This window comes from Streptomyces sp. NPDC032126 (genome assembly GCF_055580085.1).
The window spans coordinates 299,512-315,614 of sequence record NZ_JBVIMA010000007.1; the positions used below are offsets into that span (position 1 = coordinate 299,512).

Consider the following 16,103-nt stretch of genomic DNA (forward strand, 5'->3'; position numbering starts at 1 on the left):
AACATTACGCCCGATCCCCTGAACTGAAACGGGGTTCGGGGGCACGGTTTGGATCATTTTCCGATGAAGACGCAACAACCGTGTGCACGGCGGGTACTGCCATTACCCGCCCGGTGGCCAGCAAAACCATCAGCGACACGGCGCCCGCGACACCCGGCACGGCGAAGCCCCACAGCGCGCCGCCCGCCTCGACGACGGGCCCCGCCACGCCCGTTCCGACCGACGCGCCGACGGTGAACGTGGTGACGAGCCAGGAGAACGCCTCGGTGACCGTGCCGCTCGGCGCGTGCCGGTCCACGATGACGAACGCGCAGGCGATGGCGGGCGCCAGGAACACACCGGCGAGCGCGCTGAGCGCCACCATGGCGACGGGGCCCGGCATCAGCATCAGCGGCAGGTAACACACCGCCAGGAACCCGACCAGGACGCGCAGTCGCCGCTCCGGTACGCCCGGCCACGGCCGCGCCCCGTAGAGGGTGCCGCCGATGAGCGCGCCGAGGCCCAGCGCCGCCATCAGCCAGCCGTAGACCGCGTCGCCGCCGTGGTCGTCGGCGTACGGCACGGAGGCGACCGCGATGGACCCGAGGGCCATCCCGACGAACAGGAAGGCGCCGAGGAGGACGACCAGGCCGGGTGAGCGCAGCGCGCCGAGCCAGTGCGCCTCGCGCGGTGCGGAGCGCCACGCGCGCGAGGGCGGCGAGACGACCACGGAGAGCGCGCCGAGCACGCCGAGGGCGTTCAGGACGAGCAGGGCCACCTGGGCCGACCAGAGCGCGGCGCACAGGGTGACCAGGAGCGGGCCGACGGTGAACATGACCTCCTGGGCCACGGCGTCCATGGCGTAGGCCGTGTGCACCTGGTCCTCGCGGCGCAGCACCGACGGCCACAGGGCCCGCAGCCCGCCCTCCAGGGGCGGGGTGAACAGTCCGGAGGCCGCGACGGCGGCGTAGGCCAGGGGCAGCGGCTCCAGGCCGGTGAGGGCGAAGACGGCCATCGCCAGGGCCGAGGCGAGGGCGGCGGGCAGCTGGACGCGCGGCTGCCCGCGCAGGTCGACGAGCCGGCCGAGGACCGGCTGGCCGACGGCGTTGGCGAGGCCGTACACCGCGGCCAGCGCGCCCGCGAGGCTGTAGCTCCCGCCCTCGGCGCGCACGAACAGCACGATCGCGATCGCGGCGACGGCGTTGGGCAGCCGGCCCACGAGGGTGCCGGTGAGCAGCCGCGCCGCGTGCCTCGCCCTGAGGATCTCCAGGTATCCCGCGGCCATCGTCCCGCCTCCGTCAGCTCGCCGGGGCCTCGGCCCGCCCCGGAGTTTTACGTATAACGTCCTCCGTCATACGTACCATGTGCGCTGTTCAGGAGTCCAGACGGAAGACAGGGGCCCGGGGTGGCACGAAGCAGCACGCGCCCGACCAGCCGTGACGTCGCCCAGGCCGCGGGCGTGTCACAGGCGGCCGTCTCGCTGGTGCTCGGCGACAAGTGGCGCGGACGGGTGTCCGAGGCCACCGCCGAACGCGTCCGGGAGGCCGCCCGCGACCTCGGGTACCGCCCCAACCTGGCCGCACGCCACCTCCGCCTGGGCCGCACCCGCACCGTGCTGCTCGTGGTCCCCGCCCTGACGACCGAGTTCTTCGCGGGCGTCTACACCGGCGCCGCCCGGGTCGCGGCCGACCACGGCTTCGGCGTGGTGCTCTACCCCTCCCCCGAGGGCATCGGCCCGGCCCGCGACCCCTTCGCCTCGGCCCAGGCCGCCCTGGACGGCGTGATCGCCTCCTCGATGGCCGCCGACGCCCTCACCGCCATCCGCGGCGACCAGCTGCCCCTGGTGATGCTGGACAGCGACCCCGCGGGCAGCCTGGGCGCGGCCACCGTCAACCTGGACATCGCCGACGGCGTGCGGCGGATCGCCGACCATCTGCTGGGCCTGGGGCACCGCCGCTTCCTGCATGTGGCAGCGGACATCCCGTCCTGGACCTTCGAGGTACGCGCGCGTGAGCTGGCGGCCCGGCTCGCCACGGTGCCGGGGACCTCCCTGCGCACCGCGCACACCCCGATGAGCATCGAGGGCGCCCTCGCCGCCACGGAAGCCGCGCTGACCGCGCCGGGCCCCCTGCCCACGGCCGTGGTCTGCGACGACGACAAGCTCGCGGCGGGCGTCTACAAGGCCGTACGGCGACGAGGGCTGCGCGTACCGGACGACGTCTCGGTGACGGGCGTGGACGACATCGCCCTGGCCGCCGCCCTGGACCCCGAGCTGACGACGATCCGGCTGGACGCCGAGCTGTTCGGCGAACGCGGCATGCGGGCGCTGCTGGCGGTCCTGGAGGGCCGCACACCGGACGCGGGTGACATCCCGGTGGAATTGGTCGTCCGGGGATCCACGGCGACCCCGAGCGGCCCCTGAGCGCCTCTGAACGCCGTGTGCCCCGGCCGAGGATCGGCCGGGGCGCACGGGGGACCTTCTCGGGCGTCCCGGAGGTCACCGAGGGGTCACCCGTGAGGTCACTCGTCCTCGGAGCCGGACTCCTTGGACCCGGAGTCGGCGTCCTCCTTGGCGACATCCACGCCGCCCTCGGCCAGCAGACGGGACAGCTGGGGCCCGACGATCCGCTTGAACTTGCGCGACTGCGGACGCGTACGGTCCAGGACCGCGACCTCCAGGCGCTCGGCGGGGATCTCCCGCTGGGTGCCGTTCGACTCGCGGGACAGCGCCTGGACGGCGAGCTTGAGGGCCTCGGCCAGGGTCATGCCGTCCTGGTGGCGCTGGTCGAGGTAGTTGCTGATCAGCTCGGCGTTGCCGCCGACCGCGACCGAGCCGTGCTCGTCCACGATCGAGCCGTCGTGCGGCAGCCGGTAGATCTGGTCGCCCTCGGGCGTCTCGCCCACCTCGGCCACGACCAGCTCCACCTCGTACGGCTTCTCGGCCGCCGAGGAGAAGATCGTGCCCAGCGTCTGGGCGTAGACGTTGGCGAGACCGCGGGCGGTCACGTCGTCCCGGTCGTAGGTGTAACCGCGCAGGTCGGCGTAGCGGACGCCGCCGATGCGCAGGTTCTCGTACTCGTTGTACTTGCCGGCGGCCGCGAAGCCGATCCGGTCGTAGATCTCGCTGAACTTGTGCAGCGCGCGGGACGGGTTCTCGCCGACGAAGACGATGCCGTCGGCGTACTGCAGCACGACCAGGCTGCGGCCGCGGGCGATGCCCTTGCGCGCGTATTCCGCGCGGTCGGCCATGGCCTGCTGGGGTGAGACATAGAACGGCGTCGACACCGGTTATCCGTCCCTTTCTGTGGAAGTCACTGGATCACCCTTCGAAAGCGTCGGCCGGTTACAGCAGGGCGGCCCGCGGGCCGTCCGGCTGCTGCAGCCGGCGCTCCAGCACCGAGCGGGCGATCTCGGAGGACTCCTCGTCGGTGAGCCGGCGGAAGCCGTCCTCGGTGATCACGGTGACGATGGGGTAGATCCGGCGGGCGACATCGGGACCACCGGTCGCCGAGTCGTCGTCTGCCGCGTCGTACAGGGCCTGGACCACCAGCGTGGTGGCCTCGGCCTCGCTCAGGTCGTCGTGGAACAGCTTCTTCATGGCGCCGCGCGCGAAGATCGAGCCGGAGCCGGTGGCGGCGTAGCCGTGCTCCTCGGAGCGGCCGCCGGTGACGTCGTAGGAGAAGATGCGGCCCTTGTCGCGGTCGACGTCGAAGCCCGCGAAGAGCGGGACGACGGCGAGGCCCTGCATGGCCATGCCCAGGTTGGACCGGATCATGGTCGACAGCCGGTTCGCCTTGCCCTCCAGGGAGAGCTGCGCCCCCTCGACCTTCTCGAAGTGCTCCAGCTCCAGCTGGAAGAGCTTGACCATCTCGACGGCGAGACCGGCGGTGCCGGCGATGCCGACGGCGGAGTACTCATCGGCCGGGAACACCTTCTCGATGTCCCGCTGGGCGATCACATTGCCCATGGTGGCTCGCCGGTCACCGGCGAGCACCACGCCGCCGGGGAAGGTCACGGCCACGATGGTCGTCCCGTGCGGCGCCTCGATCACGCCCTGGGTGGGCGGGAGTTGACGGTTGCCGGGGAGCAGCTCCGGCTGATGGTCGGAGAGGAAGTCCATGAAGGACGACGATCCGGGCGTCAGGAAGGCAGCTGGTAGACGCCCGATGCCACGAGAGTTGGCTTCCACGAGTTTCCTTCCGGAGAGGCCGACTTGCCGTTGAAGCGGTGGTACGCCACGGACCATACCCGGCTCGCGGCGGTGATCCACATCCCTGACCGAAGCCGTCGCACGGATCGCGCGGCACCCTGTCGGGAGTGCGAGGACCGGTGAACCCACGACGGGTCGCGGGTTCACCGGTCACTCACACCCCCGCACCCTCGAACCTTCGATTCGAAGGCGAAATCGCTTACTGGCCACCCTTTTGCACGAAGGAGCGCACGAAGTCCTCCGCGTTCTCCTCAAGCACGTCGTCGATCTCGTCCAGAACCGAGTCCACGTCGTCGCTCAGCTTCTCGTGCCGCTCCTTGAGGTCCTCGGTCGCCTGCGCGTCCTGCGCCTGCTCCTCGACCTCTTCGGTGGAGCGCGTGGCCTTCTGCTGGCCGCCGCCGGTGTCCTTGGTCGCCATAACCCTCACCCCGCTCAGATCGCCCGACATGGTCGACAGGTCGGCTTTCCTGCCGATCGGTGATGATCAGACCCTACAAGGCGGGTCCGACATCGGCCCCGTGGTTTCTCCAACGTACGGGGGCCACCTCGATGATTCCCGGGCGGCGGGGTTTCCACCCGCGCGCCCGGTACCGCGCGCGTTCCGGTTCAGCCCCCGGACAGGACCCTGACCAGGTCCTCCGCCGTGCGACAGCGGTCCAGGAGCTCCTTGACGTGATTTCGCGTTCCGCGAAGCGGTTCCAGGGTTGGAACGCGCTGGAGCGAGTCCCGCCCGGGCAGGTCGAAGATCACCGAGTCCCAGGAGGCGGCCGCGACGTCGTCGGCGTACTGCTCCAGGCAGCGGCCGCGGAAGTACGCGCGCGTGTCCTCCGGAGGGGTGCCCTTGGCCCGCTCGACGTCGGCCTCGTCCAGCAGCCGCTTCATGCGGCCGCGGGCCGCCAGACGGTTGTAGAGGCCCTTCTCGGCCCGTACGTCGGCGTACTGGAGGTCGAGGAGGTGGAGCTTCGCCGCGTCCCAGTCGAGGCCGTCCCGGCGGCGGTAGCCCTCCATGAGCTCCCGTTTGGCGACCCAGTCCAGCTCGCCGGCCAGGCTCATCGGGTCGTTCTCCAACCGGGTGAGAGTGTCCTCCCAGCGGGCCAGGACGTCCTTGGTCTGCTCGTCCGCGTCCGCGCCGTAGCGCTCCTCGACGTACTTGCGCGACAGCTCGAAGTACTCCATCTGCAACTGCACCGCCGTGAGGGTGCGGCCGCTGCGCAGCGTGACCAGACGCTTGAGGGTGGGGTCGTGGGAGACCTGGTGGAGGGTCCGTACGGGCTGGTCGACGGCCAGGTCCACCGCGATGAAGCCGTCCTCGATCATCGACAGCACCAGGGCGGTGGTGCCGAGCTTGAGGTAGGTCGAGATCTCCGACAGGTTCGCGTCGCCGATGATCACGTGCAGGCGGCGGTACTTCTCGGCGTCCGCGTGCGGCTCGTCGCGGGTGTTGATGATCGGGCGCTTGAGGGTGGTCTCCAGGCCGACCTCGACCTCGAAGTAGTCGGCGCGCTGGCTGAGCTGGAAGCCGTGTTCGTGGCCGTCCTGACCGATGCCCACGCGGCCCGCGCCGGTGACGACCTGGCGGGAGACGAAGAAGGGCGTGAGGTGGCGCACGATGTCCGAGAAGGGCGTCTCCCGCTTCATCAGGTAGTTCTCGTGCGTGCCGTAGGAGGCGCCCTTGTTGTCGGTGTTGTTCTTGTAGAGGTGGATGGGCTGGGCGCCGGGCAGCGCGGCGGCGCGTTCGGCGGCCTCCGCCATGATCCGCTCGCCGGCCTTGTCCCACAGGACGGCGTCGCGGGGGTTGGTGACCTCGGGGGCGCTGTACTCGGGGTGTGCGTGGTCGACGTAGAGACGCGCGCCGTTGGTGAGGATCACATTGGCCAGGCCGATGTCCTCGTCGGTGAGCTGGCTGGCGTCGGCGGCCTCACGGGCGAGGTCGAAGCCCCGCGCGTCGCGCAGCGGGTTCTCCTCCTCGAAGTCCCAGCGGGCCCGGCGGGCCCGGTGCATCGCCGCCGCGTAGGCGTTGACGATCTGGGACGAGGTGAGCATGGCATTGGCGTTGGGGTGGCCGGGGACGGAGATGCCGTACTCCGTCTCGATGCCCATTACTCGCCGTACGGTCATGCGGCCCTCCTTGCCCGGCGGCACCCTCGGTCGTGGGCGCCGCTCGCGTACCGCTGGTGCTCCGGTGCCTGTGCGGTGCCCGTCCCCGCACTGCGCGACCCGGCGGTACCGAAGAGCCTAGAACGCCTCTGCGCTGGTGGGGAGATCATTTGCGTCATTGCCTTGCTCGCCCTTTTCCGGCCGTCGCCCGAAAAACAGTCGGCTGCGGATACCCGGAGAGGGCACCCGCAGCCGCCCTGCCTTTTACAGGTACTGTCCGGTGTTGGCCACCGTGTCGATGGAGCGTCCGGTGTCCGCGCCCTGCTTTCCGGTGATGAGGGTACGGATGTAGACGATCCGCTCGCCCTTCTTTCCGGAGATCCTGGCCCAGTCGTCCGGGTTGGTGGTGTTGGGCAGGTCCTCGTTCTCCTTGAACTCGTCCACGCACGCCTGGAGGAGGTGGGAGACGCGAAGGCCCTTCTGGTTCTTCTCCAGGAAGTCCTTGATCGCCATTTTCTTGGCGCGGCCCACGATGTTCTCGATCATGGCGCCGGAGTTGAAGTCCTTGAAGTAAAGAACTTCCTTGTCGCCGTTGGCGTAGGTGACTTCCAGGAAGCGATTCTCCTCGGATTCGGCGTACATGTGCTCGACGGCCGTCTGGATCATGCTCTCGACGGTGACCGACTTGTTGCCACCGTGCTCGCCGAGGTCGTCCGCGTGCAGCGGAAGGCGCTCGGTGAGGTATTTGCCGAAGATGTCCTTGGCGGCCTCGGCGTCCGGACGCTCGATCTTGATCTTCACGTCCAGGCGACCGGGGCGCAGGATGGCCGGGTCGATCATGTCCTCGCGGTTGGAGGCGCCGATCACGACCACGTTCTGCAGGCCCTCCACGCCGTCGATCTCGGCGAGCAGCTGCGGGACGATGGTGTTCTCCACGTCCGAGCTGACACCGGAGCCACGGGTGCGGAAGAGGGACTCCATCTCGTCGAAGAAGACGATGACGGGGGTGCCCTCGCTGGCCTTCTCACGGGCCCGCTGGAAGACCAGGCGGATCTGCCGCTCGGTCTCGCCGACGTACTTGTTGAGCAGCTCGGGGCCCTTGATGTTGAGGAAGAAGCTCTTGCCGGCGGCCTGGCCGGTCACCTCGGCGACCTTCTTGGCCAGCGAGTTGGCGACGGCCTTGGCGATGAGCGTCTTGCCGCATCCGGGCGGCCCGTAGAGCAGGACGCCCTTGGGCGGGCGCAGTTCGTGCTCCTTGAACAGGTCCGGGTACAGGTAGGGCAGCTCGACCGCGTCGCGGATGGCCTCGATCTGGTTGCCGAGACCGCCGATCTGCTCGTAGCCGATGTCGGGGACCTCTTCGAGGACGAGTTCCTCGACCTCACTCTTGGGCACGACCTCGTAGACGTAGCCGGAGCGGGGTTCGAGGAGCAGGGCGTCGCCGGGGCGGATGGTGACGTCCAGCAGCGGCTCGGCGAGCCGCACCACCCGCTCCTCGTCGGTGTGCCCGAGCACCAGGGCGCGCTCGCCGTCCTCCAGGATCTCCTTGAGGGTGACGATGTCGCCGACGCGCTCGAATTCCATGGCCTCGACCACGTTGAGCGCCTCGTTGAGCATGACTTCCTGGCCGCGCCGGAGGTCCTCGACCTCGACGCTCGGGCTCACGTTCACCCGGAGTTTGCGGCCGCCGGTGAAGATGTCGGCGGTGCCGTCCTCGTTCGCCGACAGGAAGACACCGAAACCGGCGGGCGGCTGGGCGAGCCGGTCGACCTCTTCCTTGAGGGCCACGATCTGGTCACGGGCCTCACGGAGCGTGTTGGCGAGTCGCTCGTTCTGTGCGGATACGCCGGCCAGGTTCGTCTGCAACTCGACGATCCGCTCTTCGAGAATCCTCGTGTGCCGCGGAGAGTCGGCGAGCTTGCGTCGCAGGACGGCGATCTCCTGCTCAAGGTAGGCAATCTGCCCGGCCGGGTCGTCGGACCCTCGTCCCGGGCGGATGCCGCGGTTCATGTCGTCGTCGTGGGCTGCCACGGTCCTCACCTCCTCCAAGGGGAGCTGGACGCTTCCAGACCCTACCTGGGTGGGTGTCGATTGAAACCCCTAGATCACAAAGACGGTCGGGGTGTGTCCGATCTTCACCCTTGCGCTCTCCCTCACGCCAGGGGAATACCCACCGAACATGATTGGAAAGCTGCCAGAGGTAGGGTCGAACTGTTCAACACCCGTCAGAGCCTGCATCGTTCCCCCGCGGCTCGGCACCAAACGGCAGGAGACATGAGCGTGCAGCAGGAGGCGTCGGTCGCAGGCGAGGCGCTGGAGGTCTGGATCGACCAGGATCTCTGTACCGGCGACGGCATCTGCGCGCAGTACGCGCCGGAGGTGTTCGAGCTGGACATCGACGGGCTGGCCTATGTGAAGAGCCCGGACGACGTGCTGCTGCAGGAGAAGGGGGCCACGGCGCCGGTGCCGTTGCCGCTGCTCACGGACGTGGTGGACTCGGCACGGGAGTGTCCGGGCGAGTGCATCCACGTGCGGCGCGTTTCGGACAGCGTCGAGGTCTACGGTCCCGACGCGGAGTGACCGGCCAGGTCCGGCCGGTGACCGCTGTCTGATTTCTCACACCGGTCCTGCCGGGCGTCAGACGCTGTGGGCGCTCGCGGGCGTCGAGCGGACGAACCGGCTGTCCTTCCAGCGCCACTTGGCGCCTTCCTTGACGTCGGGGCAGCAACTGGGCACGTCGTCCGACGAGTAGCCGAGCAGCGAGGCGAGTACGGCGCCGTCCCTGACGGACAGACTCGTGACCGTGGTGCGCTCCTTGGGGTCGACGAGGGTGGCCACCACGCGCGGGGCGGTCGCGTCGGCGCCCTGGGTGAGGACGTAGACGGCGTCGGGCGGGGTGCCCATGGGGGCGTCGCAGTGCACCACGGCGACCGTCTCCGGCCGGCCGTCGCCGTCGAGGTCCCCCGACGCCCGGCGCTGCACCAGAGCCTGCACCGGGCCGCACTCCAGCGGGAAGTCGACACCGGCGGTGCCGGGCGCCGGGGCGGTCGCGGCGGCGGATTTCGGCTCCGGACCGGACCCCTGGGCCGCGGTGGCCGGATCCGGCTGGAGGATCGAGGAGAGCGCCACGACGCCGGCCACGGCGGTGGCGGTCGCGACCCAGTGGATCGGCCGGGTGTGGGTGTGTGCCAGTTCCGGAACGGCGGAATGCTGCACTAGGAGTGTCTCCTGTGAGGGCTGTGCCGGTGGGGGTGGCCAGCATCGTGCCACACGTCACAGAGCTGGGGAACGGTGGGGTCGGGGCTTGTTCCGCACCGCTGCCGCGGGGAGGGTCACGCGGCCGCGGCGGGGTGGTCCGACGTGGTCTCAATACGACGGTGCCGTGGCCGAGTTCCCGGTCGGTGCGGGGAACTCGGCCACGGCGTTCGTCCGTTGATGGGGCGCGGGCCGGCCGGGCGGTGGGCCCGGGTCCGGCTAGCGGCCCACGCCTCCGTCGGCGTTGGGGCCGTCGTAGTCCTCGCCGTAGGCGCCCTTGGCGGGGCGGCGACGGCGCATGGGCGGCTCGACGCCGTCCGCGAGGCGGCGGGCGGTGAGGAGGAAGCCGGTGTGACCGATCATCCGGTGGTCCGGGCGGACGGCCAGGCCCTCGATGTGCCAGTTGCGGATCATCGTCTCCCAGGCGGTCGGCTCGTTGAAGCCGCCGATCTCGCGGATGGACTCGACGGTCCGGGCGAGCTGGGTGGTGGTGGCGACGTAGCAGCAGACGATGCCGCCGGGGACGAGCGCCTTGGAGACGGCCTCCAGGCACTCCCAGGGGGCGAGCATGTCGAGGATGACGCGGTCGACGTCCGTGTCGGACAGATTGTCCTGGAGGTCGCCGACGGTGAGCTGCCAGGCGGGGTGCGGGCCGCCGAAGTAGCGCTCCACGTTCGCCTGCGCGATCTCGGCGAAGTCCGCCCGGCGCTCGTAGGAGTGGAGCATGCCCTGGTCGCCGATGGCGCGCAGCAGGAAGCTGCTGAGCGAGCCGGAGCCGACGCCGGCCTCCACGACGCGCGCGCCGGGGAAGATGTCCGCGAAGGCGAGGATCTGCCCCGCATCCTTCGGGTAGACGACGGCCGCCCCGCGGGGCATGGACAGGACATAGTCGGGGAGCAGGGGGCGCAGCGCGAGGTAGGCGACGTTCCCGGTGGTGCGGACAACGCTGCCCTCGGGAGCGCCGATCAGCTCGTCGTGCGGGAAGGAACCCTTGTGGGTGTGAAAGTTCTTTCCGGCTTCGAGCGTGAACGTGTAGTGGCGGCCCTTGGGGTCGGTCAGCTGAACCTGGTCCCCGACCTTGAAGGGCCCGCGCCTGCGGGCGGCACCGGTCGGTTCGGACATGTGAACAGACTACCGGGGATTGCGGGGGCCGCCGACCACCAGGGCCTGTCCGGCGGACCTGCCTAGGACGGTCTGGCCATGGCCTTCACGAAGGCGCGCTCCACATCGGCCGCCGACAGGACGCCGTAGATCTCACCGGTCTCCTCGACCACCAGGTACTCGGTGGCGGGGGTGGCGCGCAGGACGTCGAGGAGGTCCTCCCCCGCGAGTTCGGCGGAGACGCGCATGCCGTCGGTGAGGTCCTGGGCGAGGCCGCTGACGGCGACCCAGGGGCGGCGGTGCTCCGGGACGCCGACGATGGCGGCCTCGCGGACGAGCGAGAGGGGCTCGCCGTGGGCGTCTACGACGACCAGGGCGCGGGCGCCGGCGTCGTTGGCGCGGCGCAGGGCCTCCGACAGCGGGGTGTCGGTCTCGACCGGGACCGCGCGGCGGGTGAGGTTGCGTGCGCGCAGCTCGGGGAGGTGTTCGCGCAGGCGGGCCATGCGCAGGCTGTTGCCGGCGCCGGTCCAGATGATCGCGGCGAGGATGGCGGCGAGCAGGGCGTCGGTGACGGTGTCCATGCCGACGCTGTCCTCGGCGGTGGAGCCGAGGGCGCCGGACTGGGTGAGCAGCGGGAGGCCGATCAGGACGGAGACGGCGAGGGCGCGGCCGACCCAGGCGGCGGCGATGGTGCCGCTCATCGGCCTGCCGGTGATCTTCCAGACGACGGCGCGGAGCATGCGGCCGCCGTCGAGCGGGAGGCCGGGGAGGAGGTTGAAGACGGCCACGATGAGGTTGGAGACCATCAGGCCGGCCAGGAGGACGCCGGGGACCGTGCCGGGCTCGACCGGCTGGAGGGCGAGGTAGAAGAGACCGGCCAGGACGAGGGAGAGCAGGGGGCCGACGAAGGCCAGCCAGAACTCGCGGCCGGGGGTCTCGGCCTCCTTCTCGATCTCGGAGACGCCGCCGAAGAACTGGAGCTGGATGCGGCGGACCGGGAGCTTGAAGCGGAGGGCGGCGACGGTGTGCGCGAGCTCGTGGATGAGGACGGAGGCGTAGAAGGCGACCGCGAAGAAGAGGGAGACGAGGTAGCGGGCGGCGCCGAGCTCGGGCAGGACCCGGTCGAGCTGTCCGCCGAAGACCCAGGTGATCAGCGCGGCGACGAGGAACCAGCTGGGCGCGACATAGACCGGCACCCCGAAGGGCCGCCCCATGAGCAGCCCGTTGCGGGGCTCCGGGGGGCGCCGGGGCGGACGGGGCTTGGCGTGGGGAACGCCGGATCCGCCGGAGCTGTGGGCTTCGGAGCGGGCGTGCGGGTCGACGGGGGGATGCGCGGTGTGCGCGGTGTGCTCGGTCTGCTGGGTGGCCTCGGCGTGCTCGGTGTCCTCGGTGGCCTCGGTGTGCTCGGTGTGCCCGTCGGCGGAAGGACGCGCCGTCTCCTCGGTGGGCCGGTCGGCGGAGGGTCCCCCGGTGGCCTCGGTGGGGGACTCTGCGGGGTTCCGGATGCCTGCCTGGTCGGTGTCGGTCGGGTCTTCTTCGGTGTCGGCGGGGACATCGGGGCGCCCGGTGCCGGGGTCGGCGGCCTCGGTGGTGCCGTTCGGGGGCGTGGGGGTCGGAAGCCCGGATTCCGGGGCGGAGCGGCGGGGGCCGCCCTCGGTGTGGTCGTCGGATGAGGGCGATCCGGTGGGTGGAGCCGTCGGCTCCGTGGGGTGCTCGGACGGCTGTTCGTTGGCCTGGCGCGGCCGCCCGCTCCCGCCGCTTTCCACCACGGTGTCCCCTCGTTCGCAGCGTCTCCCGCCTCTGCCGGACGGAAGGGTCTTCGACGATGGTATGCGGCCGTCGCGACGTGTTCCGCCCGGCACCCCCTGTGTTTTCCCCGCCGTCGCACCGGCCACGGCGGGGAGTGGGTGACTGTCAGTGGTGGGCCGTAAGGTCTGTGGTCATGGAGAACAGCGGCGAGGACATGACGGCACAGGTCGAGGCAGCGGCGGCGGAGTCCGGCGTGACGGCCATAGCGCCCACCTCCCTGTCCCCGTCGCGCGCCGGTGACTTCATGCAGTGCCCGCTGCTGTACCGGTTCCGGGTGATCGACCGTCTCCCGGAGAAGCCGAGCGCGGCGGCCACGCGGGGCACGCTGGTGCACGCGGTCCTGGAGCGCCTCTTCGACGACCCTGCGGTCGAGCGGACCGCGCCGCGCGCCAAGTCGCTGATCCCCGGCCAGTGGGACCGGCTTCGCGAGAGCAGGCCGGAGATCATGGAGCTGTTCGCCGACGACCCCGAGGGCGAGCGGCTGGCGGGCTGGCTGAGCGAGGCGGAGCAGCTCGTGGAGCGCTGGTTCACGCTGGAGGACCCCACCCGCCTGGAGCCGGCGGAGCGCGAGCTGTTCGTGGAGACCGAGCTGGAGTCGGGGCTGAGGCTGCGCGGCATCATCGACCGGGTCGACGTGGCGCCGACCGGCGAGGTGCGCATCGTCGACTACAAGACGGGCCGCGCCCCGCGCCCGGAGTACGCGGAGGGCGCGCTGTTCCAGATGAAGTTCTACGCGCTCGTCGTGTGGCGGCTGAAGAAGGTGATCCCCCGTCGGCTCCAGCTGGTGTATCTGGGCAGCGGGGACGTGCTGACCTACGACCCGGTGATCGCCGACCTGGAGCGGGTGGAGCGCAAGCTGCACGCGCTGTGGGAGGCGATCCGGCTGGCCACGGAGACCGGTGACTGGCGGCCGCGTCCGACGAAGCTGTGCGGCTGGTGCGACCACCAGGCGCACTGCCCGGAGTTCGGCGGCACTCCCCCGCCGTATCCCCTGCCGGTGATCCCGGCCGACCCGGCCGGGGGCGCACAGGGCAGAATGGGGCCGGACTAGGGGGTGTCTTCTGGATCATGTCGGCGACGCGAGGCTGGTACACGCATCTGCCGCGTTGTCGTCGGTTGCCGATCCCCCCACACGCGCGTGCGCTCGCGCGGGGGCACCGGCGCGTCGACGCCCACGGCCGCCTCGCAGCCGCACGCCCCAGACCCGCCCGGGTCGGTCGGCGGGCACGCCCCACTCCCGTCGGCCCGATCCAGAAGAGACCTTGAGCGAAGGAGACTTACGTGGCCATCCGCGTCCTGCTGGTCGACGACCAGCCGCTGCTGCGTACGGGCTTCCGGATGATCCTGGAAGCCGAGCAGGACATCGCGGTCGTCGGCGAGGCCGGAGACGGCCTGCAGGCCCTGGACCAGGTGCGGGCCCTGCAGCCCGATGTGGTGCTGATGGACATCCGTATGCCGCGGATGGACGGCGTCGAGGCGACCCGGCAGATCACCGGTCCGGGGCGGGACGGCCCGGCGAAGGTGCTGGTGCTGACCACCTTCGACCTCGACGAGTACGTGGTGGAGGCGCTGCGGGCCGGCGCGAGCGGCTTCCTGCTGAAGGACGCGCCCGCGCATGAGCTGGTGCAGGCGATCCGGGTGGTCGCGGCCGGCGAGGCCATGCTCGCGCCGAGCATCACCCGCCGGCTGCTCGACAAGTACGCCACGCATCTGCCGTCCGGCGACGAGCCGGTGCCGGACACGCTGCACACCCTCACCGACCGCGAGGTGGAGGTGCTGAAGCTGGTGGCGCGCGGGCTGTCGAACGCCGAGATCGCCGCCGACCTGTTCGTCAGCGAGACCACCGTGAAGACGCACGTCGGGCACGTCCTGACCAAGCTGGGCCTGCGCGACCGGGTGCAGGCCGCGGTGTACGCGTACGAGAGCGGGCTGGTGCGCCCCGGCGCCCAGTAGCCCGGGCACCGTCCGCTACGACGCGAAGGGCGCCCCCTGCCGAAGCAGCGGGCGCCCTCTCGGCGTTCCCGGGGGCGGGTCGGCCACCGCCGGCCTCCGCTCGCCCTCTGAACTCCCGTCAGCCCTTGCTGAGTTCCCAGAAGCGGAACACCGTGGAGGCGTCGAGGCAGTACTCCAGGCCGTAGACGTGGTCGCGGACGACGGCGTACTGCTTCGCCTGCCAGACGGGCAGGACGGGCAGCTGCTGCGCGACGATGTTCTGCAGCGAGCCGTAGTCCTTGTCGGTGGTGGACCGGTTGCTCGCGGCGGCGGTGCGCGGGATGAGCGTGTCGCTGATCGTGCTGTTGGTGTAGTTGTTGCTCAGCACGTTGCCCTTGCCGAAGAAGGGCGCGGTGAAGTTGTCGGCGTCGGGGTAGTCCGGCACCCAGCCCTTGACGTACACGCCGTACTTGCCGTTCGCGACGTCCTTCTCGTACTGGTCGTACGCGACGGACTTGACGTCTGCCTCGAACAGGCCGCTGGCGTTGAGCTGTTCGGCGATCGTCTTCAGTTCCTGGTCGGTCGCGGGGCCGTAGCGGGAGGGGGTGGACCACAGGGTGAGCCGCACCTTGTCGGTGATGCCCTCGCCCTGCAGCGCCGCGGCGGCCTTGGCCTTGGAGGGGGTGTCGCCGTAGCGGTCGAAGAAGGCCGTGTTGTGGCCCGCGATGCCGGCCGGGATGATCGAGTAGAGCGGCTCGGCGGTGTCCTGGTAGACGTCCTTGATGAGCGCGTCGCGGTCGATCAGGTAGGCGATGGCCTTGCGCACGCCGAGCTTTCCGGCGACCGGGTCGTCCATGTTGAAGACGAGGTGCTGGACCTCGGCGCTGCTGCCCTCGACGACCTCGACGCCCGAGGCGCCGTTGGCCTTCTCGATGTCGGCGATGTCGGCGGCGGTGAGACCGCGGTAGGCGATGTCGACCTCGTCGTCCTGAAGGGCCTTCTTCAGGGCGGCCTGGTCGCCGTGGAAGAACTTGAGGGTGACGCCGGAGTTCTTGACCTCGGCGGTGCCCTTGTAGTTCCCGTTGACGCCGAAGACGGCCTCGTCCTTGCCGAAGGACTCCAGCTTGTAGGGGCCGGAACCGACGGCCTCGCCGTCCTTGCGCAGCCCGTCGGCGTCGTACTGCCGGTGGTCGACGATGGAACCGGCGCCCGAGGCGATCTTGCTGGGGAAGGTGGCGTCGGGGACCTTGAGGCGGAAGACGACCGTCTTCTCGTCCGGCGTCTCGACCTTGTCCAGCATCGGGAACATGATCGCCGGACCGGCCTCGTCGTTGATCTTCAGCATGCGGTCGAAGGAGAACTTCACGTCCTCGGACGTGAGACCGTCACCGTTGCTGAACTTCAGGCCGTCCTTCAGGGTGCACCGGTAGACCTTGGTCGCGGTGTCCGTGAAGGTGCACTGCTCCGCCGCGTCGGGCTCGGGTTCCGTACCCCCCTTGGGGAAGCTGAGCAGCGACTGGAAGACGTTGTTGAACAACAGCCACGAGCCGGGGTCGTAGCCGGACGCGGGGTCCGTGGCGAGGACGTCGTCCGACATCCCCATCACCACGGAGGAGCCCTTCCCCCCGGAGCCCCCGGACTCCGTGCCGCATCCGGTCAACAGGCCGGAGGCCAGCCCTGCCACGATGGGCAGGACCGGCCACTGGTTGCGCAGGTTCAC

Annotated in this window: 14 protein-coding genes; 4 read left to right on the forward strand and 10 right to left on the reverse strand. The window is 70.5% G+C overall.

Annotated features, from left to right (window positions below):
• Positions 1–4 precede the first annotated feature (4 nt).
• On the reverse strand, positions 5–1,264 hold the full coding sequence (locus ACZ5NW_RS26595) for an MFS transporter (protein ID WP_468746436.1): 1,260 nt from the start codon (positions 1,262–1,264) through the stop codon (positions 5–7).
• 120 nt (positions 1,265–1,384) lie between these two features.
• Between ACZ5NW_RS26595 and ACZ5NW_RS26600 the strand changes: the two genes are divergently transcribed.
• Positions 1,385–2,401, forward strand: coding sequence for a LacI family DNA-binding transcriptional regulator (locus tag ACZ5NW_RS26600; protein ID WP_468746437.1), 1,017 nt, complete (start codon positions 1,385–1,387; stop codon positions 2,399–2,401).
• Between the two features lie 98 nt (positions 2,402–2,499).
• Here the strand turns inward: ACZ5NW_RS26600 and prcA are convergent, their stop codons facing one another.
• The 5 genes from prcA to arc form a co-directional block, all read right to left on the reverse strand.
• On the reverse strand, positions 2,500–3,264 hold the full coding sequence (prcA, locus tag ACZ5NW_RS26605) for a proteasome subunit alpha (protein WP_468746438.1): 765 nt from the start codon (positions 3,262–3,264) through the stop codon (positions 2,500–2,502).
• Between the two features lie 58 nt (positions 3,265–3,322).
• Positions 3,323–4,168 carry a proteasome subunit beta gene (gene prcB / locus ACZ5NW_RS26610; RefSeq protein ID WP_468746439.1) on the reverse strand — a complete coding sequence of 282 codons (846 nt, stop codon included), beginning with the start codon at positions 4,166–4,168 and terminating at the stop codon, positions 3,323–3,325.
• A 220-nt stretch (positions 4,169–4,388) separates the two neighbouring features.
• Positions 4,389–4,607 carry a ubiquitin-like protein Pup gene (locus ACZ5NW_RS26615; RefSeq protein ID WP_356149350.1) on the reverse strand — a complete coding sequence of 73 codons (219 nt, stop codon included), beginning with the start codon at positions 4,605–4,607 and terminating at the stop codon, positions 4,389–4,391.
• Positions 4,608–4,795: 188 nt separating this feature from the next.
• Positions 4,796–6,307 (reverse strand): depupylase/deamidase Dop, encoded by a 1,512-nt coding sequence (gene dop, locus ACZ5NW_RS26620; protein WP_468746440.1) that lies wholly within the window; start codon positions 6,305–6,307, stop codon positions 4,796–4,798.
• A gap of 243 nt (positions 6,308–6,550) precedes the next feature.
• Positions 6,551–8,317 (reverse strand): proteasome ATPase, encoded by a 1,767-nt coding sequence (arc, locus tag ACZ5NW_RS26625; RefSeq protein WP_468746441.1) that lies wholly within the window; start codon positions 8,315–8,317, stop codon positions 6,551–6,553.
• Between the two features lie 243 nt (positions 8,318–8,560).
• On the opposite strand from arc, the gene ACZ5NW_RS26630 reads away from it, so the two are divergent.
• Positions 8,561–8,866: a ferredoxin gene (locus ACZ5NW_RS26630; protein WP_468746442.1), complete on the forward strand. Its 306-nt coding sequence runs from the start codon at positions 8,561–8,563 to the stop codon at positions 8,864–8,866.
• A 57-nt stretch (positions 8,867–8,923) separates the two neighbouring features.
• Here the strand turns inward: ACZ5NW_RS26630 and ACZ5NW_RS26635 are convergent, their stop codons facing one another.
• The 3 genes from ACZ5NW_RS26635 to ACZ5NW_RS26645 form a co-directional block, all read right to left on the reverse strand.
• A complete protein-coding gene (locus tag ACZ5NW_RS26635) occupies positions 8,924–9,502 on the reverse strand; it encodes a hypothetical protein (RefSeq protein WP_468746443.1) in 579 nt (192 codons plus the stop codon).
• Between the two features lie 258 nt (positions 9,503–9,760).
• Complete coding sequence (locus tag ACZ5NW_RS26640; RefSeq protein ID WP_468746444.1) at positions 9,761–10,663, reverse strand: tRNA (adenine-N1)-methyltransferase; 903 nt, start codon at positions 10,661–10,663, stop codon at positions 9,761–9,763.
• A gap of 62 nt (positions 10,664–10,725) precedes the next feature.
• Positions 10,726–12,411 (reverse strand): site-2 protease family protein, encoded by a 1,686-nt coding sequence (locus ACZ5NW_RS26645; RefSeq protein ID WP_468746445.1) that lies wholly within the window; start codon positions 12,409–12,411, stop codon positions 10,726–10,728.
• Between the two features lie 194 nt (positions 12,412–12,605).
• Between ACZ5NW_RS26645 and ACZ5NW_RS26650 the strand changes: the two genes are divergently transcribed.
• Together ACZ5NW_RS26650 and ACZ5NW_RS26655 are read left to right on the forward strand one after the other, a co-directional pair.
• A complete protein-coding gene (locus ACZ5NW_RS26650) occupies positions 12,606–13,502 on the forward strand; it encodes a RecB family exonuclease (protein ID WP_468746603.1) in 897 nt (298 codons plus the stop codon).
• Positions 13,503–13,732: 230 nt separating this feature from the next.
• Positions 13,733–14,404, forward strand: coding sequence for a response regulator (locus ACZ5NW_RS26655; protein ID WP_468746446.1), 672 nt, complete (start codon positions 13,733–13,735; stop codon positions 14,402–14,404).
• Between the two features lie 118 nt (positions 14,405–14,522).
• Here ACZ5NW_RS26655 and ACZ5NW_RS26660 read toward each other — a convergent pair whose 3' ends face one another.
• Positions 14,523–16,103: an ABC transporter substrate-binding protein gene (locus ACZ5NW_RS26660; RefSeq protein WP_468746447.1), complete on the reverse strand. Its 1,581-nt coding sequence runs from the start codon at positions 16,101–16,103 to the stop codon at positions 14,523–14,525.